Here is a 24,189-nt window from a genome sequence, read left to right as displayed (position 1 = left end):
TGATTCGTCAGGCTTTCGACTGGACTCGATTTTTATTACTGGGCGTTCGATTGTCGGTTCCTCTCGCTTATTCGCGTCTATTCCTTACTGTGAGCTTCCCGGCACAACTCTAATAATGCGGAGAGGCGCTCCTTGAGATTGCCACCGCCTGTGGTATAGCACCAATTCTCCGGCAGGTAATTGACGAAAGTATTCGTTCCTCGCAGCTGCAGCAAATTTGATATTGGAAGAACTTTGCGAGTGAATTCAGAAGGCGTGCATGCTGCCCACGAGAATGGCTTGCAATCAGGTTTATCTAAATAGACGGCGATGTCGAATTCGGCAGTGCAGTCGTCGGCTATGTGAGTCCTTGAGAGTGGGTACCATTCTCGCAAAATGAATCCAGGCAATTGGACTCCGGCGCAGCTAAGTTGTTGGCGAACACCGTCGGCTAACTTGCAAGGTGCTGCCAGGCTGATAAGCCGTTCCTTGACGGTATCAACGAGTAGCAAATCGTCTGCAATTACCTTCCATCCGTATCCTAAAGCCAGTGCCAGTGTCATTGTCGTCTTCCCACTGCCAAATTCGCCCGCCAGCAAGACCGTTAGACCGTCAGGGGAACTCAGGCAGGCAGCTTGAATGAACAAGCAATCTCGATGCCTGGCAATCAACTGTTGCATGCATTCTCCGACATCAAGCGACAAACCCATCTGTACATCGATGATTTCGGTTTCGACTGAATTAGCCGGCGCGCCAGAGATAAAGAGTCTGCTAACGACACGTTCGAACTCAGAATCTTGATGAGAGAGCGAAAAACTGGTGTGGCCCAATCGGTAGATTGGCTTAGCCGAGTTCATGTGTACATACCTTTGATTGTTGAAATCAATTCTTGCATTGATTTTTTGCTCCAGCTTCTTGCTCCAATGATAAGCTTTTTACTCTTTGGAGCAAATCTGCTTTCTGATGATTTGCTTGTTTTCGGAAACAAAATATTAGATATGAGAACTCGCTTCTGTCTTGTAATGTTGGTTGCGTTATTGCTGCAGTGCAGCTCAGGCGCGAAAATTGCTGCAGCTTTCAGCGCGACAGAGCCTACGTCTAACTCGTCAACGATGTCTGCGAGTACAGAATCTGACGCGGCAATAGCCGAGCGAGTACTGCGCGAAACTTGTGCCTTTTATAGAAGTCTCCAGGCGTTCTCTTTCCGAATAACGTCAGATTTGAATCTGAAGACCACTGACAAGGTAACCGATAAGATCGATGTTGCCGATCTTCAATTTGAGCGAGCACCCTACTTTAGAGTAAAAACGCGGCGTCCCAAACGAGCGGGAGAAGCGACATTAATTGATTCAAACGCTTCGTTCTATAAACCCGAATGGCGAGTTTATTCAACGCGGAATTTGTCCAATATAAACGAGTTTGTAAAGGATCAGGACTTCGGATGTGTGACGGACGGCGCCCTGAAAGCAGCGTTGTTGGAGGTTTTAACCGCCGACGATCCCTATTCTGAATTGATGAAAAGTCGGAGTATCGAAAGCTATAAGGGGCTTGACACTGTAGATGGTGTCAGCTGCCATCATCTGGTCTTGAGGAGAAAGGGTGCCTCATGCGCTGAGCACTATTATCTGACTGCAGGTAAACAGCCCTGGATTAGGGTCTATCGTCCTGAAGAGAATTGTCCTCTAGTAACATTGCCTGTTGTGGAGACAGCCGCGAAAACAGCAATGACCAGAACATTCACATACACAAACTTTAGACGACGGCAGGCAAGCTCCCATGGACGGAAATTCAAGCCACCGGCGGGCGCCCTGAAAGTTTCTCAGTTGGTTTTCTCATCCGCTAATGATGCCAGGCAGACACTGGTTGGTAAGTCGGCTCCTAAATTTGAAGTTGGTACCGTTAATGGTGCCAACTTCAGTCTTTCCAAACTTCGCGGCAAGGTTGTTGTCATAGAGTTCTGGGCCACCTGGTGTAGCCCGTGCTGTCGCGCCATGCCAGTTATCGATCGGGTATGCGGAGATTTTGCCGGGCAAGGTGTTCAGTTTATTGCGCTGAATCAGAAGGAGGACGCATCAGTAATTAAGTCTTTTCTTCAAAAGAATTCTTTGACCAGTCAAGTTGGTCTTGATGCAAAAGGCCAGGTCGCCGCTCTCTATCATGTGGTTGGTATACCCCAGACGGTAGTTGTTGGAAAAGACGGAAAGGTGAAGTCTGTGCATGTCGGATGTCCGTCCGATTTGCGTGAGATTTTGACACAAGATTTGAGCAGCGCGTTGAAGTTAGCTAACTAATTCCAATATCTTATTGATACGCTCTTGCACAGTTCCGTCCGCAATTTCGACACAAACGCCCTTGCTGACGTACTCGAGCAACTTTTCTCCGGCGCCTTTCATTCGCAGCACGTTTGATACAGGCAGGCATTTTCGTAAGAATTCTGCCGGTGACAGCTCAGTGATTTTATGTGAAGGGTGTTCGCGATCTCGAGTAAAGACTAAAGAGACATCGAAATGCGCTTTCAAATCGCGTGGTGCCACCATAGGTCCCAGCGGAGACCATTCTCCATTGATGATTGGCTCTGGCACTCGACCTATTGAGTCTTGAAGCAATTCCAGTGTGCCTGGCTTGAGTGAAAAAGGTGCACCAAAAGTGATAAGAATATCTTTTGTGTAATCAATCAACAGTATGTCTTCGGCCAGTACTTTCCAGTCGTAAGCCAGCGCCAGCGCCATTGTTGTAGTGCTTTTTCCTGCACCTGACCGGCCGATAATCAGCACTTTCTTTCCGTCAGGAGTGAGTAAGCAACCAGCATCCATCCACAGGCAATCGTCATGCATTTCGTAGATTTGATTTTGCAAAGTACGAAGTGTACTCGGGCTTTGAACAATTTCTTGTGCCTGCTCTTCGCTTTGGGGCAGCAAAGTGTCCAGTTCTGTTCGAAACGATTGATTGCACCCTTCTACTGCAAATGATATGCGACCAAGTTTGTATACAGGTGTTGACTTGGATTTGTCAGGACAGTTCATTTTGTTTGTCTCTTACGGCAGGCTCGTCACAAAGTTGAATTATTCTATCCAGTCTTTGTTTCAAATTTCCTCCAGCCAGTCGATAACAACTATCTTCTGCAACATAGTTGTAAAACTTGTTAGACACCTGGCTGAGTCGGGCGATATTCGATATCGGCAAGAGGGCTCTCATGTAATCGAGGCTTGTCAGGTGATCGCATCTTAGATCGTGGTCGTCGAATTGCTCGAAGACAACAGCATGGTCGAAAGGCGTGCTGAGGTTGCACCCCGTACTGGCATTTTCGAGAGGTGCCCAGCATGTAGGTTTGACGGAGCTCGTATCGAATGAGCTCAGATCCAATGTCTTATCGAATGCTTTTAGAGCATTTTGAATGCTGGACAAAGTGCCTCGTTTCACTGCAAATGGTGATGCGAAATTTATTATCTCGTTTTCGGTTATGTCTATATGTGTGATGTCTTCGGACAGCACCTTCCACCCAAAACCGAAGACGAGTGCCATAGCTGTCGTGCTTTTGCCCGTATGAGATGGTCCGGCAATCAGTAGTTTCCGCCCAGAAGGTGAGACGATACCGGCGCCCAGTATCCATAGCGTTCCTTCATGGCGCTTGTGAATGTGATTGATCAAATCAACGATGTTTTTGATCGAATCGCTTTTTGCATCATAGAAGGTCGTGTTTTCTGCAGTAGCTACGCGACAAATCGGCAGGCAGCTTCGTAATTCCTGTTCCAGAAGTTCATCACAATTAGTGACAGCGAATTTGACCTGCCCCAGCTGGTAAGTTGGAATATTCGCTTTGTCCTGTTGTTGATGCATGAGCAACTTCTTGAGAAATGGTATCCTGAATGGTTTTGCCAAGTCAAATAGCATGGACACAGCTCTTCTGCATATCGAAAATTTTGGACCCGATCTGACTAAGTTTTGGGTGCGTTCTCTCGGCTTTTCGAATGAGTTCACTCACATCAAAACTCTCGAACAATTGTCGGCGGCTGAGAGACTTTTCGCGGCCTTGCTTCGAGATGATTGTGCTGCTGCTCAGGCGATTTTCGCTGGTAAGGATGATTTGAAGACCGTCTGCGAAGCGCTTGCCGAACTGGTTCGCATCGAGTCGTTAGCCTGCATAATTTACGAGAGATTGGTGAAACTAGGGCTTCTGCAAGAGTTTCAGCGCAGCAATGAGCCTTCGATCGCCGAAGCGCTGGATTCAATACGAAGAATGTCAATGGTGAATGCATCCAATCATTATCAACTTGAGCAGAAATTTTCCCGCGTCTTGAGTGTGACAAGCGATTTTCGCGATCACGCGCTGTGGGTGAAGGGTGCGCATTTATCGCGTACTGTGTATGAACCGGCGTACTTCAGACATTTTGGTGATCTTGATGTGATAGTTGAACCTTCCCAGTTGGAGCCATTTGTAGAAAGCTTGCGTAGTGCAGGATTTACTTCTTTTCATTCTCCTGCTTATTGCAACCAGTTGGGCGTCGGTCCCGTCAACCGGCCGTTCGACGTGATCAGGGTGCCCTTACCAGGCTGGATACCAACCGGAGCAATCACCATGAACAGGCAATCTGATGGTGGGCTAGTTGATATAAAAGTCGGACCCTTCGAACGTGGAGTGCAAGCGATCGAGTTCGACAGAATGTTTGCCGAGGCTGAGAAAGCAGCCTGTCTTGGCACGAGCTATCTGGGTCCGTCACGTCCTGATCATCTGGTCATAATGGTTTGCAATTTTGCAAAAAATAGGTTCAAGACCTGGAGAACGTTGCTTGATATTCACATGTTAACGATGTCATTGAACCAAACACCTGGGTCGTGGCAGCGCTTTGTCGCCATCTGCAAAACCGAGTCAGTTAGCGTTGCCGCCTGGGTTTCATTGCGAATCGCAGCTGATCGATTGCACACCCCGATACCAGATTCAGTGCTGCGCGAACTGGCTCCTCGAGAATCAGTATTCACCACTTTATTTAGCTTCACAATCGAGCCTGCCTTTGTCTGGAACTCAACGAGCTTGCCGATGATGCTTTTGAACGCAAGTGTATCTGCTGACCGGAAGCGAAAGTTTGATTTATTGAGCCGCTCAATCCTGCCATCTGCAGAATTTTTGTCTGCTTATTATGGCAAGGGTCAAAGCGGTTCTTCTGTCAGTGATGACGCTGCTTCGCTGAATTCTCGGGACCCTATGCGCCTGATTGATTATCTGCGTTACTTGCTTATGCACTGGTATGTGCTCCTTCTGCCCGCAGGATTTGTCCGCCGCACGTTAGGTCAACAATGGTGGTCTACAAAACCGGGTTTTTGAGCGTCCAGCCGCAGAACTGTTTCTTAAGTAGAAGAAACTGCGCCGGTGATCGTATCCAGGCGTTGATTGAGTTCTCCTCCAGTAACGGTCAGGCACTTCGCTTGTGCAATCGAATCAAAAAATGAATCGGAAGACCCTTTGATTTTGAGCAAATTCGAGACAGTCAGCGCCTTGCGTGCGAATTCGCCGCTACTTATCGGGTTGACGGAGAAGGACGAGTCAGCCTGGTCATCTCTTTCAAGCCAGATGGCTAAATCAAAATTGGGATCGAATGTCCGCTCTCCGATGACGTCGAGTACTGGTGCCCAGACTCTATTTTTCCGCCATTCTAGAGAGTAGGTGCGTTCAGGCGAAACTCCCTGGGTCAGTAAGACTTCCAGAGCCTTTTCATCCAGAGCGGCCGGCGCTAGATGCTTTAGAACGCGTCTGGAGTCGTAGTTGATCAAGCAGAGGTTTTCAGCCAGTATCGACCATCGTTTCCCAAGGCTAAGTGCCAGAGCAGTGGTACTTTTTCCTGATTGCGACTTGCCTGCGATCAGCACTTTTTTTCCTGTTGGCGTCAGCAAACAACTTGCTTCAATCCAGACGTATTTTTGTTTTTGATGCAGGCTGGCAACATGGCGGATTAAGTCAAGAATTTCTTTCGTGCAACCGGTATTGATCTCCTCTATTTCAGGGTGGCTTGAGGGATCACCAGTGAAATGGGGCAATATCTTCTCTACTGTTTGTAAAAACGTCGCATCGCAGTTCTTCAAGGTGAAAACGGCGTCGCCCAGGTGGTAGATTTGCTTTGTCGCGGGAGATGATTCTCCAGTCTGCAAGCTCATCGCGATACTCCATGCTCGGTTGGCGTCATTCTAACCAATTAGGAATTGCATACATTTTAGTTGGGTCTAAGCTTGGTCTTGACCACTCTCCGGTAAGCTCTGAAGATGTCTGCTGAAGCACGAGTTCGGGAGTTAAAGTATTATGATGTATACTTTGCATCCGGCGAAAGAACATAGGCACTGCTCTAATGTCAGATGTGAATGAAAACTCTGTACGAAGCGATTGCGTTCGCAGAGCCGAACTTGCGGATTCGGTGCCATTTTTCCTGCGCGCCTGGTGGCTTCGAGATCGAGCAGGCTTCGAGAATCTTGAATTCGGCCTGGCCGGCGAATCTACACATCCCTTGTGGTCATTGCATTCAGACCCGATTTGCGATGCTGCAAACGTTGACACATTTGGTCTGTGATTTAGAAAGGTGATCGTTTGCGATTTGAAGTCGCAAGCAAACAAATAATGAAGGTTTTGATCCTTTCTTCTACAGATGATAAACACGCTCAGAAGGTCAATGAAATCTTATTGTCCATGAAGGTGGGTGTGGATTTTCTCAAGCTCAATGACTTGATTGAGACTGCTGACATCACCTTTGAAATAGGCACCGGAAATCCGGTTTGCAGTTTCGCAAAGCCGGACAAGGACTTCGATTTGCATGCATATTCCTCGATCTGGTATCGAAGACCCGGGGCGGTGCGAGCCCCCCATTTCTTCGAGCCCTGGATTGGCAAGATGGTTGAAAGCGAAGCTCGCAGCGCTGTTGACGGTATCTTTCGCTCACTGAATTGTCTCTGGGTAAATGCTCCAGCCAATAACCTGGCATGTGCAGACAAGCTGTGGCAGTTACAAATGGCTCAGAAAATGGGCTTCACAATTCCTGAAACTCTGGTGACGAACAAACCGCATTTGGTGCGTGAATTTTTCGACAGGTGCAGTGGTCAGGTCATTTATAAGCTCATGGGTGAACAAACGAATTTAGCTATTCCAGCCAATGAAAATCCTCGTGGCGTTTCAACACTGCCACTGCGTCATGAGGATTTACCGCACCTTGAGCAGGTTTCATTGTCACCACACATGTTTCAAAGATGTGTTCAAAAAGCGTATGACATACGCGTAACCGTTGTTGGAAGCGAAGTTTTTGGTACCAGAATCGACTCTCAGTCTGGTCGTGGAAAAGTTGATTGGAGGCACGATTACTCGGTAGCCATTGAGGCATTCAGTTTGCCGAAAGAGATATCCGATCAATGTCTATTGCTGACAAAAAGGCTTGGACTCAACTATGGCGCGATCGATTTGATTCTGACTGAGGAAGGGCAATACATATTTCTTGAAATAAACTGCGGCGGCCAGTATATGTGGATCGAGGTGCGAACCCAGCAGCCAATTTCCCTGGCCGTAGCTCGATTGCTTGCCGGCAGTATCGATCCACTTGTCAATTGAGGTGAGCCTGAACCTTCGCTGATTTTGCGCTTGGAAACAGTATCTTTCTCAACGTACCTTGCAGGAACATTTAGTAGCCACTACAATGCTGAAGTTGTTTTGTTCAAGAAAAAGTCGTTTACCAGTTCAAGAAGTTAGGAATAGTCATGACTGAAGAATTTGATTCCCAAGCAAGCTCGTGTGAGCAATCATTGACCAGAGCAGAATTTATTACGCGAGTAGTAAAGGGCGCTGCGTTGACAGGCGGGTTGTTGGCTGCGCCTAAGATACTAGACAAGTTTCTCGTTCCACCTGCATTCGCTGGTGCTTCCAGCTGCGTAGTTGGTGCAGGAACCACTCAGGGCGGTGCAGACACCGTTATTGACCTCGGTGGTGGAAGACCAAACCTTTACGTTCAATGTAACGTCAACACGGGTCTTCAATCGACATGCTCCGGTGGCACTGATACTGCGCTAGGAAATTTCTGCCTGTAGCATTGTTCGATGCTATGCATGCTTGCTTTCGATGGATTGTCAGAGGCTGATCTCCCATCGCTAGTTGCTCATTTACCTCACAGTAAGAAGTTGATTGACAAGCTGGCTGTTTTGCAGCTTTCCTTGTCTGCTCCTGCCGCTCAGCTAGTCTGGGGCGAGTTACTAACCGGAAAAAGTGTCTTTTATAACGGATGTGCGGGCTACGCACATCCGGTTTCGTCTTTGAATAATCTGGCTGTCTTCTCTGAGCCGGACTTTCTGGTCAAGCCAGCTCTCATTGAGGTCGAACCAGGCTCCAGGGCTGTATCGATCAATGTTCCTATATTGCGCCCAGATGATGAAAGCAGAGTCTGGTTGTCGGATGGCTCGTTGTCAACAAACAAGTCGGTCAGTCCGGCATCTTTGCGTAAAGAGCAAATCTTTCATGACTACCAGCCAAGACCCTATAAATCTCATGCCGGTGCGATGACACTTCCCCAATCGCAGCTGGTTGAGCGATGTCTGGAAGTTGAGATGGATCGCTTGGCATGCGCGGTAAGTTTGTTCGAGAGAAAGGACTGGTCGAAATTTGTCTATCGACTTACCGTTTTCGATCAGCTTTTTCATTTGTTAGGTTTGAGATATTTAGCTGCAGATAGTTTGGCTGTATTTCCTGCTTTGCAGAAATTCTTGACAGCTCTGGACGAAGCTGTGGTTCTCTTTTTGAAATATCAGCCTGTGAACTTTGCATTGGTCAGTTGTTATTCTCATCAGTCTTGTAAGTCCACGCTCAACTTGAATCTCGTTTTAGAGAGCGGCGGCTTCCTTGAGTTGGCAAGCGAAGAAGAGTTAGCCCGCAGTCGAAGCGATCGTTCTCGGGTCGCGGCGGCTTTGTGGCAACCGTCCACTCATTACTTTAAGACACTGGAGGGGTGCTTGCGGACATCGTCTACTGTGGCTGCATCTCCTGTTTCAGGATGTGTTTATGTGAATAAGAGTAGCGTTTTTGAAGATGGCATCGTCTCCGATGCCGAATACAAGAAGGTGCGTACAGCCGTCGCGGATTATTTGACTGATTTTCTTATGACGCGCTTCGGCAGCAGATTTTCAATTGCGGTTCACCCTGAAGACGTGAATAAAAGCTCTGCACCAGATTTGATTGTAAAGATTGACGGGGTCGAATTCGAAAATCTTAGTCGAGCAGCAGTGCCAGTGATGCCACTCACAACCCACAGCGCTACTGGGTTTGCGTTGATTTCGAAGAAATCGGAGCGTAACAATATGAACGCACCAGATCTGGCATCATTATTGATCGCTTGAGATAATGACCAGATGTAGATACTGTCGGCGATTTGATAACCAATGAATATCACGAAACCAAAACGCAGCCAAGAAATGGAGTCGACCTCCTTGCCGGATGGCATGGTCATTCTCGTCAATAAAAAGACTTCATGGGCTCACACGCTCAGTCCGCTAGGCGCCCTTGTCTGGGAGTTTTGCGATGGAGAAAATTCTGTAGAAGAAATTGTTTCGAATTTGAAAGCAATCCCGGAAGTGGGTAGCAGACCGACGCTCGAGCAAGAAGTCTCAGGTCTGGTCAAAGAGTTCGAGGATGAAGGTTTTTTTAGCGAAGCTGGCGACTGAGTTGCGTCGTTAAGTCGTTCTCCTGTCTCTGGAGTGCACATATCTTGTTGAAGCTGAAATTAGTGCCACAGTCCGTGGTGCTGACCGTAATCACGGTCGTGCTTTGCCTGGCGCCACTATATCTGGTGGAGTCAAAGGCGTCTGCAGGGAGTCCTATATTTCCGATAGCAATGTGCTCGAACGTGAACATATTCACGAATCAAGCATACGTTCCAAAAATTATCGACGCCGGTGCGCGTATGGTGCGGATCGACTTTTCTTTTCGCAGCATCAGACCGAAAGAGGGTGCTGATCCTAATCAATGGAATTGGGTGGAGCTGGACAAGGTGCGTGCTTTGCGAGGGCAGTTCCCGCAGCTCAAGTGGCTTGTGCTCTTAGGTTATGGAGCGGCCTGGGCTGAAGATCCCAAATTTGCAAAGATCCAGGGTGATGGATTTGCGGGTGGAGAGCGCGGTGTGAACATTATGCCGGCTGAGTCGCCTGACAACCTTTATGGTAACTATGTCTACGAGACAGTTCGTCGCTACAAAGATGTGGTGGATTGTTTTGAGAGCTGGAACGAACCGGATCTGCCAGGTCATCCATTTTTCAAAGGCAACGGCAGAGACTTTTTTCCCTATCAACGGGCTTGCTATCTGGCTGCAAAGAAAGCCGATCCGAAGTGCACAGTGCTTTTTGCCGGTCAGACTTTTGCCAATATCGAAGGCTATATGCATGCCCACGGACTCAAACCGCCAACGCTTTCGCCTGCTCCATCCAGTTTCTTTGAGGAGTACCTGCAGGAATGCGTAAAGGATCCTGCGGCCAAGGCTCACAACTATTACTTCGACGTAATGGCTCAACATAGCTATTCTCGAGCGACTGATCTTTTCGACTATGTCGACATCGACAGGGCAATGATGAGAACTTACCTGAAGGAAGAGAAACCTGTATGGATAACAGAATATGGTTTCCCTGCGGTACCTGGGAGCCCCTGGGGAGGCACGGAAGATGAATACTGTGATTACCTGCTTCAATCTTTCGCCTGGGGCAAGCTAGCGGGTGTGGAGCGGTTCTTTCAGTTTCAGCTGGACAATTCCAATGGCTTAGGTCTTTACGAGGCTATGCTCGGCAATCCGCGAAAAGCCTTGAATACTTACAAGAACGTACTCGTTAAGCAATTTGCTGATGCTGATTTTGTAGCGCAGTTGCATGGCAATCGTGGTGTGGGTTTCCTGGCGGGCAATTCACCTTATGTGCCCACCTGGCAGAAGGGATATGACCTGTTCGAGTTCAAAAGCAATGACGGTAAACGTCGCATCTTAATGGCTTTTACTGATACCAGTAAGAAGATGGAAGTTTCTGTGCCGGCTAAGAAAGCGAGTGCAACTTTGATAAATAGGGATGGAGAACAATCCACAATATCCGCCGTGAATGGTGCTTACAAGATTTTATTAGCTGGTGCGACAAATGCAGCCGGTTATCCCATCGACCCGAATCCTGAAGCAAAAGCAATGGGCCAGCCGGAACACCTCGTCGGCGGTGCTACTCAAATAATTGTGGAATAACTGAGCGCTCCGATTTGCCCGAATCTCAATTCAGGAGTGCATCTGTTCATAATGTTTGGCAGTCAAGATCTGATGAAATGAGTGAACCGTCTTAGCTCTATACACGCGAGCGCAACGTTGCGATGAATGCCTTAGCTTCCGCGAGCAAAAGTCCTTTCCATAGAATGTTGCTGCAGATGCAGAAAAAGCCCAGACCGACTAAAGATACGGCGAGCAGTCCGACATAGTAGATGAGAACTTGCGGTAAGCAGATTCGCAAAATGCTGATCAAACCAAAGGTCAGTGCGGCTGCGAGGAGCGACTGCTGAACACAATTTTTCCATAGCTTCATGGGCATCAGTTTCTGTAAGCTGTATACAAAGATCAAGGTGAGTAGCTGATTGGCGATTTGCAGTGCACCAAATCCACTCAGTCCCATTGTGGGCAGTATCAGTGGCAGGGTAATCCAGCTAAGGGTTGTTGTAGCAATCGACAACTTCAGGGGGAGATCGGCTCTATTTAATGCATTGCTGAGCATTGATAGAGGATAAGCAACGCCGGCTACGACGTTTGCAATCAAGAGGCAGTTGATAACGACGACGCAAGGCAGCCATTTATCGCCGAATGCATGTTGGACAATAATGTCAGTGAGAGGCAGCACAATGGCTGTAAATCCTGATACAACCAGGAAATTCCATCGAACAGAAGCTTCTGCTACTTTTATGACCTGGGCCGGTTCGTTTTGCATGCGACAGAAGATGGGGAAATATAGTCTGGCGAATGGAGCCGTCACCATCAGGCTGTAACCAGCGGTGGTGCTAGCAAAATTTACGAAGCCAACAGCGGAAGTGCCTGCTACGAGCCCAACAAAAAGGGGATTTATTGTCTCTTTCAGGAAGCCCAAAATATTCGTGCTCTGAAATTTTAGACCAAAGCCCAGTTTTGCTTTGCATACACCAATGTTCATGCAGAATTTGGGAGTAAATGGCGAGATAAACCGAAGCATAATAATCGCCACAATTTGGCTGGCTATGGAGGCTAGGGCAAATGTCCACGCGCCCATATGTATGAGTGCCATCAATATGGCCGAGACGTTATACGTGAGCGACTGAACCATCTCTATTCGAGCTTGCGAGCCAAAATCCAGTCGTCTTTCCAGCTTGATCATCGGTAACGTAATAAATACTGCCAGTAAGGAGCCGACAGAGAGCATGCGAATCAGTAAAATGCTGCCTGGTGAAAGGTGATAGATGTTTCCAACTGGCACGGCAAATATCTGAACAAGTGTGCAATGTGTCAGCGCTAACAGAAACTGGCACCAAAAGATTGAACTCTCTTCTTCTATGGTTGGCTCCTGCGGCTGCCTGAGCAATGCCACCGCCAGGCCCGCATCGGCGATCAAGCCGAACATTGTGACTGCAAAACAAACGATAGAGTAGATACCAAAATCGCTGGGGCTGAGCAATCGAGCCAGCACAAGCGTACTGCCAAGTCCGAGGAGCTTGGTGACAATCTGTCGAGTTACCACCGCTTTGATGCCGTGGCTCGCTTTGGCCATCAGGTTTGACTGCTGTGGCGTTTCAGTCGTTGTCGCTTCTTCTAATGTGGTTGTCATGATTCGTTAGCGCGCTGCGGCTTTCTGTGGTAGAGCTGGCTTAGCTCGACCGACGCCAACCTGTCCAGTTGATTTTTGCGTTTGATCCAGATAGAGCTTTACGAAGATCAGCATGCCTATGGCGGCCCAGGTCGTTAGTGTGACGCCTCTTCCGATCCAGAAGGTATCTACCATGGCGTGCCAGAATCGGCCGCAAACGGTACCAAGCGCTACTAGGTTTATAAACTGCAAGACTGTATGCACAGGAATTCTTCGGGCGTTATCCAGACCTTGCTTGATCGCTAGAACAATCACCGATATTAGAAGGAGTGGACCGACAATGCTCATCTGCATCCAATCGTATAGAAGTACGTTTGCGCAGTCCCCGTAATACATCTGTTCACCGTGAATGAGCTTGATAAGCGGATTTCCCCAACCCACAGCCGAAAATGGTTCGTCTTTCAATACAGGAAAAATATCCGACCACATTGTCAGACGAATCTCTGTGGTTGACCACTTCTTTGTAGAGACAACGTGTTCTCGGGCCTTGTCCGGCATCAACTTCCACATACCTGCCCCGAGAATAACGCAAGTGGTGGCGAAGATTACGATGTAGCGCGGTTTTGTGCGAGAGGCGATAAATATGACAAACGCGGCGATGATGATACAGACCATGCCCGCTTTTCCCTGCGAGAAAAAACATCCAATTGCGCCAGCAAATGCGAAGAACAACATAATCCATCTGAAATTGGTTCTTCGGCTTGTGACCATCGCCGCAATAGCTATTGTTGACATGATCGAGCACGACCCGGCGATCTGGTTCTTGTGCATACCAAATGTGTAAGTCGCTTCGTTCAGACCCGTCTGAGTGGCGTCTTTACCCGCAAAAAAAACGATAATCAGGCAGAGTGGCAGGTACCATAGAATCGCGAATTTGAGATCTTCAGGTTTCTTGGGTACTAAGGAAAATAGCAGCATTGGCAGGATGATAATCATGGTTCGCTGAACCACTTCTTTACCCCACATGAATTTGTCTGCCGCAAAGAGACCGGAGATGAGCCCGACCAAGAAGTAACACAAAGACATGAAAACTACGGGACGAGACAAGACTGCCATAGGAACTATCGGCTTGCCGACACTGAAGCGGCTATAAAAAACCCATAGAACACCAAGTATGAAAGCAATACTTGGTGGCGTAATCACACCAACTGGTGAAGACATGCCATGCGGCGAAACTGTCAGTGCGAAGGCGACTGTCAGAATTATTGCTGTTTTCTGCTTCCATATCGGCGGTTTTGCACTTTTGGAAGCGCTTAGTATGTTTAGTGGCTGTGCAGTCACGAGGTCTTCCAAGTCAACAGACTCAGTATATACGTGATGTCAGCCCGCCCTGACAACCTTAGAAAGTTTCCACAAAGAGATTGACGGCTGCATCGCGTAAAGTGTCGATGTGTGAGCCCGCACTATCACCTTAGTACTAAGCCAGGTAAAATGCTTAGGTCTGGTCGAGCTGGAAACCTCATGAACGCTTCTCTCAACACTATTCGCGTTGCCCACTTGCTGTTTGGCGATGGCGTCTGGGGTGTGGAAAACTATGTTTACAATCTACTCGCATCTTCGAAATCAAGCTCAGTTAAGCCCGTAATCATCTGTACGGCAGAGGGCGCAATTTCACAAAAATTCGTTGGTGCCAATGCCGAGATCGATTTTGTACCAGTGTCTGGATATTTTGATATTCGCTCAATGGTGGCACTCTCGACATTCTTCAGAAAACACAAGATTGACCTCGTTCACGTTCATCTTGGTTTGGATTCTTTTGTTGGAACAATTGCCGCGAAAATGGTTGATCTGCCAGTAATCATGTCGGTTCATTTCGACAAACCGAACTATATGAGTTATCGTTCACCGGCTCGCGAAATGTGGAACACCTGCCAGATCTTCAAGAATAAGGCTATAGCTCATTTCTTGCCGATTACGAAAAATGTCGCTGCTGAACTCATCCAGAGAGAGGCAGTGGCGGAGCAGAAAACAACTGTTGTTCATCCAGGTATTCCTGTTTTTGATGTCGATCGGTCCGTTCGCAAGGAGACTCGCCGTGAGTTTGCCGCTGACGATGATGAGATAGTGGTAATTGGAGTAGGCCGGCTTGAGCCGGAGAAGAATTTCGACTGTTTGGTTAAGGCGTGTGCGAGACTTGATCCAGATGAGAAAGTGACCGCCTGGATCGTTGGTGACGGCTCTCAGAAGGAAGAGCTTGAGCGACTGGTTCAGACGCTGAATCTGCAAAATCGCGTCAAGTTGCTGGGCTACAGGCGAGACGTGAGAAAATTGCTGGCATCTGCAGATGTTTTTGTATTGCCGTCGAAAGCTGAGCCCTTCGGAATGTCTGCAGTCGAAGCCATGATGTCTGGGCTACCTGTAGTTGGGACGATGGGACCTGGTCTTGGCACGATCGTAGACGACCGGGTGACAGGACTTCTGGTGCCGCCAGATGATGATGCGGCGCTCGGTGAAGCGATTCAACAACTTTCGTCTGATAAGCAGATGCGAGAAAACTTCGGAAACGCCGGACGAGAACGAGCCATGCAAAACTTCAGCAGCGATCAGATGGCTGAGAAAATCGTGAGTATTTATCGTTCAGTTCTATCACCAGCGCCAATTTGATTCAGAGCCTGATCAGAGTGGTTGGATCTGATGCACCGTCTGTGGTGGCGAATGCGCTCACTATTTGCTTTCGTTTTCGGAAGTCTTATCGGCGACTGCAGACTTTTCCGTATCAACGGTTTTGTCAGTCGATTGAGAAAGGTTTGGCGAAGTCATCATCACGTTTTTTGAGACGTTATGAATATCGGCTAGTGAACTGCTAAGTCCGCCCGCCTGCACTAAAAAGCGCTTAGCCTCTTCGTTTTTGCCCATCGCTTCCAGAAGGTCGGCGTAGTTTCGCATGATGATCATCATGTCCGCCTTATTGGCGTCTCTATCGCAGTTTTCCAGAGCTCGACCGTACAGTGAGCTGGCTTTGGCGTAGTCGCCGTGGATTGCGCAGAACAGGGCTAAATTATTCAGTCGTGTAGCAGTCAGAACGCGGTTTTTGCCGAGTCGATTTATATCCTTAACATTTTTGTCGACGAGTTGATCGAATCCAGGCATGGATTTTGCGCGCAACTCTTCTAGCTGCCTGTAGACAGCGTCAGACTCTATCTTTCTGTTTTGAGTTGCGTAGAGTTTTGCCAGTCTCTGCAAAATCTTTGGCTGGGATGTTGCTGCAGTTTCTGAACGCAGCTCGGAGAGCATCAGGGCTTGTCTGAACATCTGTTCAGCTTCTTGAATGCGGTTTTGTTCCTGCATCAGCAGTCCCAGGTCGGTCAAGACATCGACCGTTGTTATAGGTTTGGCTAATCGGCTCTGAAGAGGAGCTTTGTGATGGCGAAAATGTTTTACGAACTCAGTTGAACTTAGGGTATGTTGGCTGTCTATGGTGTCTGTCTGTTCCCAATCCAACGTACCTTCTGGTGGACGGAGCGTAGCCCAGATCTTGGGACCAAGATTGTCTAGAACGGTTCTGTAATTGTTTTCGGCATCTTTGAGATTGTCCAGCCGCTCGCAAACGCGCCCCAGGTAATAGTATGCAATCAGCGAGTCGTCATACTTTCTGGCTGCGCCTACGGCAGAATCCAACAATGCCTTGCATTCTTTGTAATTGCCCTGCTGATACGCTTTTTCTGCGGAGACAAAATAGGTTCGCCACAGCGCATCCTGAGCCTTGACGGGGATACAGCTTAGCGCCGCCGCGAGCAGCAGCAAACTCAGGACGGATGAAAAACTCTTTCGCGGCATTTTTTAGTGACCTTAAGTGCACGCTAAAGTATATCGCATACCACTTGGGTACCTTCATCTGCGCCAACGTAGAAAAATATTAAGATCGGCTCTGGTTGCGCAGCATGATGGCTCTATCGTACATGTCGTGCATAAGCTGTGCCACTTTTCCCCAGGAATATTCACTGCGAGCTCTTTCCAAGCCACGCTCTCTGAGCGTCTTTTTAAGCTCGGGATCTGTTGCCACCCGATTTATTGCCTCGGTTAGTTCGGCAACATCTCCCTCTGCGACAACCAGCCCTGCGTCAGCGACCACCTCGGGCAGACTGCCGGAGTCGAACGCTACGCATGGAACGCCGCAAGCCATTGACTCGACAATTATTCTTCCGAACTGCTCTTTCCAGGTTCGTGTAGTCAGGCTCGGCACCGCAATGAGATCACAAGACCTCATGTAAGCGGGTACTTCGGTACCCGCAACCGGACCTGTCCAGATGATGCGTTCGTTCACCGCGAGATTGCTTGCCAGAGTCCGCAGGTCTGATTCGTAAGGACCACTGCCGACTACCAGCAGCCGCCAGTTTGCTTCTTTAGTGCGAGCGAGAGCTTCAACCAGGTACTGAATGCCTTTGTATGATTCGATGCGCCCGAAATAACCAATCACAAATTGACCGTTCTCGATCTGGTAGTCTGCGCGCTTGTTTGAGCCGACCGAAGTATATAAGTCCAGATCTACGCCCAGCGGAATAACGGCCGAGTTTTGCGCAAATCCTTTCGTCTTCAGAACAGTTTGCACGCCTTCGCTGCAAGGATAAGCTCCGAAAGAGTTTTTGAATACATACTGTTCAGTCCAGCAGAAGGGCGGCGGATAGCGCTTGAGGATGTTTTGTGCGGAATAAAATACACACACTGAATCCGGCGCATAGAGCCGAGAGAGAAGAACACACTCGTAGCCTGATACCGAATATGGTTCTTCATGTACGTCGACTATGTCGGGTTTAAAGTCATGCAGAGCCTTTTTTACTATCAATGGATCAAAAGCGAAGAGGGGCACCGAACCTGTGCCGAAAGTGGCTGCTCGGTAAACCGGGAACCTCTCTTTTATATCTTCGTTCTTGCCACCCAGATGGTCCCAATACTTGGGAGTAATCAATTCCAGCTCTATGCCTTCACGAATTGATAGCTGTCGATCGCGCTCTCTGTAGGCGTCTACCGTGGCACTGTGAGAGATTCGCAGCACCCTCAGCTTAGACTGGCTGCCAGGCGTAGCATGGCCTGACTCCCTGTTTTCGACCGCTTTACTGCCGGACACTGTATTACTCCCGTCTAAGCAACGAGACAACCACGGCTGCCTCAGTATCAAAGTTTAACAACAGTCGAACCTGTTAGTGGTTCAGGTTTCGGAAGGTTATGACTGCCGCTCTTCCAGCCGTTTACTTGGCACATAATGCGAGTACCGCTAAGCTTAGCGCTATGTCATTCAATTTGCTTTGTCCTTCAGCATTCGAACGGAAGTTAATTGCGAAACCGTTGATCGCAAATGTGTTACTGCTAGTGCTTTACGCAGCAGTGACCTGGTTCACCGCGGTTCATCACGAACCCTGGTGTGACGAAGCTGATCCCTGGCTGCTGGCCAGGGATGAAAACTTTTTCAATATCGTGTCGCGCACCGGCTACATTGGTTCTCCAGCCCTCTGGTATCTGTTTCTGGTGCCATTCGCCAAAGCCGGTCTGCCATATTTTGCAATGACTGCAGCCAATCTGTTGATTGCCCTGGCCACTGCAGCAATCATCATCTTCTGTGCTCCGTTCAGCTTTCTGTTGAGAGCCTTGATCTGTTTTTCTTATCTCTTTGTCTATGAATATTCAGTGATTGCCAGAAGTTACGGAATCAGTGTTCTTTCTATCGTTGCTCTGGCCGCACTCTATCATCGACAAAAGCGTATCGGTTTGCTGGCGGCTGTATTGATTGCTGTACTTGCAAATACAAACGTTCACGGCATGCTTGTTGCCATGTCAATTACTGCTGCCTATCTGCTCACCAACTGGCGGCAGAAGGCGAAGATGCTTCTACCATTTCTTGTCTCCAGTTTGGGAATATTGATCGGTATCTTGCAGGTAAGACCGCCAGCGGATGGACAGTTTCCGCCAACAGTTTCATTCAACATTTTGGCTCATCCGGTTTTGAACACGTTCAAAGGCGCTTTTTTCCCGGACCCCGCAACGTCATTGGACCACGGAGTCTGTGCACCGATGTTCAGCGCGTCAGTTCTCTTGATTATGAAGGTTCTTGCATTCGCAACTATTTTTCTGATCGTGAAAAGGCTCTGGAGTAACAGATTTGCGTTGCTGACTTTTTTGTTTTCGTATACCGGCTTGTTTTTGCTATTTGCAATCAAATATTTTGGATCGGTTCGACACTGGGGTTTCTACCTGCTGGTGGCACTCTATTGTCTGTGGATCGATGATAGTCGAGAAGAAAAAACAGCTACACCGCGGCTTGATTCTGTACTGAGTTTAGCTCTCCTATTGAGCTTGATCTATTCTTCCGCCGTTGGCATTTATGCCTGTGTCATTGAGTATCAGCGCCCGTTTTCTGCAGGTGAAGAGACTGTGCAGGTCTTAAGGACACTTGATTTGAAGAATGACCCGGTTGTCTGCTCGCCCAATGTTGGATTGACAGTGCTTCCCTATCTTCCTGATTTGAAGTTGTTTTATCCCAATCTCAATCAATTCGGCACACACGCTCTCTGGAACCGTCCGGAGAAGCGCGTTTTGACCACAGATGAACTCTGTCAGATTATCGATGCTCGTTTTGGCAAAGATAAAAAGCTCTATTTGTTGACTGATAAGGAGTCACCGGAACTGGCGCAGCGCGGATACAAACTGCTCTATCGCAATACGCAACCGCCAATAACGTCGACCGAGACCTTTGTTATCTACGTACGAAATCAGTGAACCGAGTTAGACCGGCACTAGCTCAAGATCTGCTTTAGCTCGGTTGTCAAACGATGACTCGCTCACTAACCACTTTTCACTGCGGTTAAGCAGCTGCTTAACACCTGGTTTTGGACGGCAAATGGCGATGAACTGAAATCCGAAAAGATTTGGAAAAGCTCGAGCCAGTACGTCGCAGACACGACTCAACTCAGTGCCAAGTTTACCTTTCAAGACAAGCTCAAACGGTGGTCCGACAGCTCGCCAATCTTCAATCTCATAGCCGCAATCGACCAGAGTTTGACGCAACGAGGCGCTCGTGAATAACCTCTTGTGGTTGATGTTTAAAATTCCACGGTCTGCATAATTGAATCGACCAAACAGCAGGCCGAGCCTGAGGCTGGCAAAGGCAACGTTCGGAGTTGAAATCACAATCACAGGAGCTTTTGCACCCACGAGATCTGCTGTGGTTTCATTGCGAAGTTTCAAAAGGAATTTCTCTGGAGCGGCCAATTGCTCGATCACATCCATCATCACAACCATGTCGTATGAGAGCGGATCCACAGGCAAGTCGTCAGTTTCCAGATCGGCCTGGTAGTACTTCTCCATTGAATGATTCGTCGGTGCTGAAATCTTATCGATGCCGCTTACTTTTACAGGCATATCTGCGCACGATTTGGCAAGCAGACCCTGACCGCATCCGATCTCGAGCAATCTGGCAGGCTGATACTTCTTAACTTGTTTAAGAGCTACTGCGTGAGAAGAAAATTGCTGGTCTTTTTTGTTTTCGTAGATATTTGTGCCGATGTTGCGATATTTAAGCGAGCAGAACATGCCAAATTTATTCAATTTGTACTGTAGGGTCGCGATGGCAACGTCTTTTGCGTAACGCATTCCGTTTACGCGGCATACTTCATCGCCGTAGTGAGTGGGAATGTGCAGTTCGGCGATTTTGGCGTCAGCCTGGAATGCCTGCAGCAATATCTCGGTGTCGAAGTGGAAATCGTTGGTGTTGACTTCAAATGGCACAGAGCGCAAATATCTTGTGCTGTAAGCTCGATAACCGGTGTGGTACTCAGACAAATTTTTGCCGCAGACTGCATTTTGAAAGTTTGTCAAAATCTTGTTGCCCAGGATTTTGTACAGAGGCATGCCACCTTTGCGGGCACTGACTACTGAGTGCATGCGGCTTCCCAGTACGACATCGGCGTCGGTCTTCTTCCAAATGTCAATGAAGTCGCCGAGCAGTTCCGGTGCGTATTGACCGTCTCCATGCAAGAGAATGACGTAATCGAATCCGTTATCTACGGCATAGCGATAGCCGATTTTTTGATTGCCGCCGTAACCCTGGTTAACCGGGTTGCGCAATATGGTGATGTTCTTGTAACCGTTTTGCTTCACCCACTGTGCCGCTGTCTCGGACGAGCTGTCTGTCGAGGCGTCATCGATGCAGAGGACGTGGATGTCGTCACTTTTCAGCAGTGCAGGATCGATGCGATTGAATACCGACTGGATATGGTCGGCCGCGAAATACGCGACGATGAAAACTAGAATTTTCGGTCCGTTTTTAGACATGATTACTTACCGGATTGGCAGCCTGCTGATGACTTTTGATTCCTGACAATTATATCTGCGAAAGTTCAGAGGGTAATGAATCTCAACGAAGCGTGAGTTAACTCCTCCTCATCAAGCAAGCCGCCCCGAGCCTGAACGGTAATACAGGATGCTGATTACGTAACAGGCTGCTTTGTTGAACTTGTTCTCAGTTTCAATGAGCTCAGGAATGCGATACTTGGCAAATGTCGATGGCTCGGTCTCGGCGCGGTTTGAATGATCAAAACTTCTGCTGACACATCTGAAGTGCCTGTCTCTGCCACCGTAGAAAGTGGCACGGCTTTTGCTGCCAAAAGATTCGTACCTCTGGCTAGTTCAGCGGGTGTAGCCGCTATTGTCACTTTTGCTATGGCCGCTCTGGCTATCTGCATAATGCTGAACGGTGAGTGCAGCCGCCCTCCGCGTGAGTATGGTATCCACTCCCATCTTATTGAGTGGATGGGGTGCGGCGGCCACTACATCTGGCAAAGCAAAGGGTATTTCACTCTGCTGGGTGCCTGCGCCTTGTTTGTCATTGCTGCGCCGTTCATGCGTGACCAGTTGCTCCGCCAGTACAACTCATATGGTGGGCGCTATCTGGTGGCGCTCATAGCCATTGCCGCTTTCCTCTTCAAATCTTTTCAAAATCCGGCTGGAATTGCCTTCGGATTTGTCTGTTTGCCCGTTTTGTATTTTTTCTTCAAGAAGGGTCGGGGCATTCCCAAAATCTTTTACAGTGCGGCGCTGACCTTCTTCGTTGCATTGATGGTGGTTCCAGGGCTGATAGTTGTGCCTGATTTGACTGCCTCGACCGCCGGTAAATTCCTCGAGATACAAACGCACTACAGCGACGTTGTCGGACCAGGGGCATTGCTTGCGGCGGGCAAGCCTTTGTTTCGCGAAGTAGATCCTTTCTACGGTTTGATACAACCTATTTTGATCGCCTTTGTCAGCAGTAAGTCTGGCACTTTCTCTTTTGGCACCTACGTGGAAATGGTGCGCAGTTTTCAAGCCATATTCATCATCACAGCTGCCTTTTTGTTCTATAAACTGTCGGGTCGAGCAAAAGTAGCCAGCCTTTTTGCCATAGCCTTTTTTGCGCCATTGATTCAGCTCAATCAAATGAACGAGTATTTCCCGAATCAAACGGCATGGCGGCTTCTGGGTTTTCCCATCGCCATAGTGACGATGCTTTCATGTCGTTCGCTCTCCAGGCAGGCGCTTGCTTTCACGCTTGGCGCAGTTTCTTGTTTTGTCATTTTCTTCAATCTTGAAACTGGCCTTTGCATAACCGCAGGCTTTCTTGCGTTCTTGTATATGCGAAATCCTGAGAGCGGCTTTGCAAAATTGCTCGGCTTGCTTAAAACGGCTGCGATATTTGTGGGCGGTCTGTTGACTGCTGCCACCGTCGGTTACGCTGCTGCATGGCTAATGCTCGGTTATGCACCTGATTTGAATGCTTACGTGAAACTCGTTCAGAACAAACAGCTGCTGGTGCAGTCCGGTTATCTTGGTGGCGGTCGTCTTGAGTTTCAACCTATTCCATTCCTTATGGTCGTCCATTCGCTATACACGATCTTGCGTATTGCACTGGATACGAGATTTCCTGGTGGTGTTCGTAACTCGTTGCGAGTTGCCACTGCAACTATGTGTTTGCTCTGGTTTACCTATTTCGTCAATAGACCGGCACCAGGCGATCAGTACTTGATTGGCTGCTATTTCTTGTATGCATTTCTGGTGATTGATTTGATCCGGGCTGCAATTGTCGGTGTGAATCGAAAATCTCGCATAATCGAGCCGGCTGTGGTGACCCTTGCAGTTCTATCGCTACTGATTGTGCCGCGCATAAGCCAGCAACTGAAAAACGCCGGCATCACAGCTAAAACTACTGCATTGGAGCTGTTGCATGGTCCAGCTCAGAAGCCGGCAACTATTGTGTCAGGAATATACCTGCCCAGCGCCATGGCGTTGGAACTGACTGAGAAAGCAAATTATGTAAAAGCGTCCAGCCAGAGCGGACCCGTATATTATTTGACCGCGTCATCTTTTATGATCCCCTGTCTCTCCGGTGTCCAGACTGCTGCTCCTGTAATCGATTTGTTCAGCTGTCTCGCCTTTGAAAGCGATACTGATAGACTGGTGGAGCTTCTCGAAAAACGTGACGTTCCAACTGTTCTCGTTGATTCATCGAAAACGGAGTTGGTTGGCTATAAGTCATGGGTCGATTGTTTTGTCGATCTCAGACATCGTCTTTCTCGATACTATCGTCATACGTCAACGCGAGACGGCTGGGAAATCTGGACAAAAGCGAGCGCAGAAGAGAAACCATGAAAAGCAAGAGAGTAGCAATTCTTCAGTCCAACTACATTCCCTGGAAGGGCTATTTCGACTTGATCAATTGTGTCGATGAGTTCATATTCTATGATTGCGTCCAATACACGAAACATGACTGGCGCAATCGAAACAAGATAAAGACGGCAGCCGGGTCGAAGTGGCTGACTATCCCGGTTACAACTACCGATCTCTTTACCTCAACATTTACTGTCGCGCAAGCGCAAGTTGCCGATCCTCAGTGGCGGCGCAAGCACTGGTCGTCTCTCAGTCAAAATTATTCCAGAGCGCGATATTTTCAAGAATACTCGAAAATATTTCAGGCACTCTATGATGACGAGGAGCTCTCGCTCTCTAAAATCAATCAGAGATTTATAAAAACAGTTTGTCAGGTTCTGGGCATTCAAACGAAAATCACAGACAGCACTGAGTACCAATTGATAGGCGATCGCAACGAGCGATTGGTCAATTTATGCAAGCAAGCAGGTGCTACTGTCTACCTCTCCGGCCCTGCCGCTCAGGATTATCTGGATGAATCGTTGTTTGGAAATGAAAGTATTGCAGTGGAGTGGATGGATTACAGCAATTATCCTGAGTACACACAGCTTTTCCCACCTTTCGATCACTACGTGACGGTTCTGGATCTCATTTTCAACGAGGGTCCAAATGCCACCAAATTCATGAAATCATTTGCTGAGGCGTCAGCTCAGAATCTCGTGTCGTCTCAAACTTGATACTATG

The 24,189-nt window shown here is 48.3% G+C and carries 20 protein-coding genes and 1 pseudogene; 12 read left to right on the top strand and 9 right to left on the bottom strand.

Annotated elements, in window-relative coordinates; genetic code table 11:
- Window positions 1-77: 77 nt before the first annotated feature.
- Window positions 78-836, bottom strand: coding sequence for a hypothetical protein (locus tag EKK48_00440; protein ID RTL45845.1), 759 nt, complete (start codon window positions 834-836; stop codon window positions 78-80).
- On the opposite strand from EKK48_00440, the gene EKK48_00435 reads away from it, so the two are divergent.
- The gene (locus EKK48_00435) at window positions 780-2,270 is read left to right on the top strand and encodes a redoxin domain-containing protein (GenBank protein RTL45844.1); all 1,491 of its coding nucleotides are present in this window, start codon (window positions 780-782) and stop codon (window positions 2,268-2,270) included. The two genes, EKK48_00440 and EKK48_00435, sit on opposite strands and share 57 nt — an antisense overlap.
- Here the strand turns inward: EKK48_00435 and EKK48_00430 are convergent.
- Both EKK48_00430 and EKK48_00425 read right to left on the bottom strand, forming a co-directional pair.
- Complete coding sequence (locus tag EKK48_00430; protein RTL45843.1) at window positions 2,259-3,002, bottom strand: hypothetical protein; 744 nt, start codon at window positions 3,000-3,002, stop codon at window positions 2,259-2,261. The two genes, EKK48_00435 and EKK48_00430, sit on opposite strands and share 12 nt — an antisense overlap.
- Window positions 2,989-3,816, bottom strand: coding sequence for a hypothetical protein (locus EKK48_00425; protein RTL45842.1), 828 nt, complete (start codon window positions 3,814-3,816; stop codon window positions 2,989-2,991). The genes EKK48_00430 and EKK48_00425 overlap by 14 nt, the downstream gene beginning before the upstream one ends.
- Here EKK48_00425 and EKK48_00420 point away from each other — a divergent pair.
- Window positions 3,815-5,299, top strand: coding sequence for a hypothetical protein (locus EKK48_00420; protein RTL45841.1), 1,485 nt, complete (start codon window positions 3,815-3,817; stop codon window positions 5,297-5,299). The genes EKK48_00425 and EKK48_00420 overlap by 2 nt on opposite strands.
- Before the next feature lie 23 nt (window positions 5,300-5,322).
- Here EKK48_00420 and EKK48_00415 read toward each other — a convergent pair whose 3' ends face one another.
- Window positions 5,323-6,126, bottom strand: a complete 804-nt coding sequence (locus tag EKK48_00415) for a hypothetical protein (protein RTL45840.1) — start codon at window positions 6,124-6,126, stop codon at window positions 5,323-5,325.
- A gap of 188 nt (window positions 6,127-6,314) precedes the next feature.
- On the opposite strand from EKK48_00415, the gene EKK48_00410 reads away from it, so the two are divergent.
- The 6 genes from EKK48_00410 (at window position 6,315) to EKK48_00385 (ending at window position 11,201) form a co-directional block, all read left to right on the top strand.
- Window positions 6,315-6,533, top strand: coding sequence for a hypothetical protein (locus EKK48_00410; GenBank protein ID RTL45839.1), 219 nt, complete (start codon window positions 6,315-6,317; stop codon window positions 6,531-6,533).
- A gap of 47 nt (window positions 6,534-6,580) precedes the next feature.
- Window positions 6,581-7,558 carry a hypothetical protein gene (locus EKK48_00405; GenBank protein ID RTL45838.1) on the top strand — a complete coding sequence of 326 codons (978 nt, stop codon included), beginning with the start codon at window positions 6,581-6,583 and terminating at the stop codon, window positions 7,556-7,558.
- A gap of 146 nt (window positions 7,559-7,704) precedes the next feature.
- Window positions 7,705-8,031 carry a hypothetical protein gene (locus EKK48_00400; protein RTL45837.1) on the top strand — a complete coding sequence of 109 codons (327 nt, stop codon included), beginning with the start codon at window positions 7,705-7,707 and terminating at the stop codon, window positions 8,029-8,031.
- 9 nt (window positions 8,032-8,040) lie between these two features.
- The gene (locus EKK48_00395; protein RTL45836.1) at window positions 8,041-9,330 is read left to right on the top strand and encodes a hypothetical protein; all 1,290 of its coding nucleotides are present in this window, start codon (window positions 8,041-8,043) and stop codon (window positions 9,328-9,330) included.
- A 42-nt stretch (window positions 9,331-9,372) separates the two neighbouring features.
- Window positions 9,373-9,654 carry a PqqD family protein gene (locus EKK48_00390; protein RTL45835.1) on the top strand — a complete coding sequence of 94 codons (282 nt, stop codon included), beginning with the start codon at window positions 9,373-9,375 and terminating at the stop codon, window positions 9,652-9,654.
- A gap of 44 nt (window positions 9,655-9,698) precedes the next feature.
- Window positions 9,699-11,201, top strand: coding sequence for a hypothetical protein (locus EKK48_00385; protein ID RTL45834.1), 1,503 nt, complete (start codon window positions 9,699-9,701; stop codon window positions 11,199-11,201).
- 97 nt (window positions 11,202-11,298) lie between these two features.
- Here the strand turns inward: EKK48_00385 and EKK48_00380 are convergent, their stop codons facing one another.
- Both EKK48_00380 and EKK48_00375 read right to left on the bottom strand, forming a co-directional pair.
- Window positions 11,299-12,795: a hypothetical protein gene (locus EKK48_00380; protein ID RTL45833.1), complete on the bottom strand. Its 1,497-nt coding sequence runs from the start codon at window positions 12,793-12,795 to the stop codon at window positions 11,299-11,301.
- Window positions 12,796-12,801: 6 nt separating this feature from the next.
- Window positions 12,802-14,115: a hypothetical protein gene (locus EKK48_00375; GenBank protein RTL45832.1), complete on the bottom strand. Its 1,314-nt coding sequence runs from the start codon at window positions 14,113-14,115 to the stop codon at window positions 12,802-12,804.
- A 150-nt stretch (window positions 14,116-14,265) separates the two neighbouring features.
- On the opposite strand from EKK48_00375, the gene EKK48_00370 reads away from it, so the two are divergent.
- The gene (locus EKK48_00370; protein ID RTL45831.1) at window positions 14,266-15,438 is read left to right on the top strand and encodes a glycosyltransferase family 1 protein; all 1,173 of its coding nucleotides are present in this window, start codon (window positions 14,266-14,268) and stop codon (window positions 15,436-15,438) included.
- Window positions 15,439-15,498: 60 nt separating this feature from the next.
- Here EKK48_00370 and EKK48_00365 read toward each other — a convergent pair whose 3' ends face one another.
- Window positions 15,499-16,611 (bottom strand): tetratricopeptide repeat protein, encoded by a 1,113-nt coding sequence (locus tag EKK48_00365; GenBank protein RTL45830.1) that lies wholly within the window; start codon window positions 16,609-16,611, stop codon window positions 15,499-15,501.
- Window positions 16,612-16,690: 79 nt separating this feature from the next.
- Complete coding sequence (locus EKK48_00360; GenBank protein RTL45829.1) at window positions 16,691-17,950, bottom strand: glycosyltransferase family 1 protein; 1,260 nt, start codon at window positions 17,948-17,950, stop codon at window positions 16,691-16,693.
- 110 nt (window positions 17,951-18,060) lie between these two features.
- Here EKK48_00360 and EKK48_00355 point away from each other — a divergent pair, with 110 nt between their 5' ends.
- Window positions 18,061-19,545, top strand: coding sequence for a hypothetical protein (locus EKK48_00355; protein ID RTL45828.1), 1,485 nt, complete (start codon window positions 18,061-18,063; stop codon window positions 19,543-19,545).
- Window positions 19,546-20,370: 825 nt separating this feature from the next.
- On the opposite strand, the pseudogene EKK48_00350 reads toward EKK48_00355, so the two are convergent.
- Window positions 20,371-21,099, bottom strand: a pseudogene (locus tag EKK48_00350) (glycosyltransferase family 2 protein).
- Between the two features lie 255 nt (window positions 21,100-21,354).
- On the opposite strand from EKK48_00350, the gene EKK48_00345 reads away from it, so the two are divergent.
- Both EKK48_00345 and EKK48_00340 read left to right on the top strand, forming a co-directional pair.
- The gene (locus tag EKK48_00345; GenBank protein ID RTL45827.1) at window positions 21,355-23,448 is read left to right on the top strand and encodes a hypothetical protein; all 2,094 of its coding nucleotides are present in this window, start codon (window positions 21,355-21,357) and stop codon (window positions 23,446-23,448) included.
- On the top strand, window positions 23,445-24,182 hold the full coding sequence (locus tag EKK48_00340) for a hypothetical protein (GenBank protein ID RTL45826.1): 738 nt from the start codon (window positions 23,445-23,447) through the stop codon (window positions 24,180-24,182). Before EKK48_00345 ends, EKK48_00340 begins: the two co-directional genes overlap by 4 nt.
- Window positions 24,183-24,189: the final 7 nt, after the last annotated feature.

This window comes from Candidatus Melainabacteria bacterium, from assembly GCA_003963305.1.
GTDB lineage: Bacteria > Cyanobacteriota > Vampirovibrionia > Obscuribacterales > Obscuribacteraceae > PALSA-1081.
This window is presented reverse-complemented; position numbering and strand designations above follow the sequence as displayed.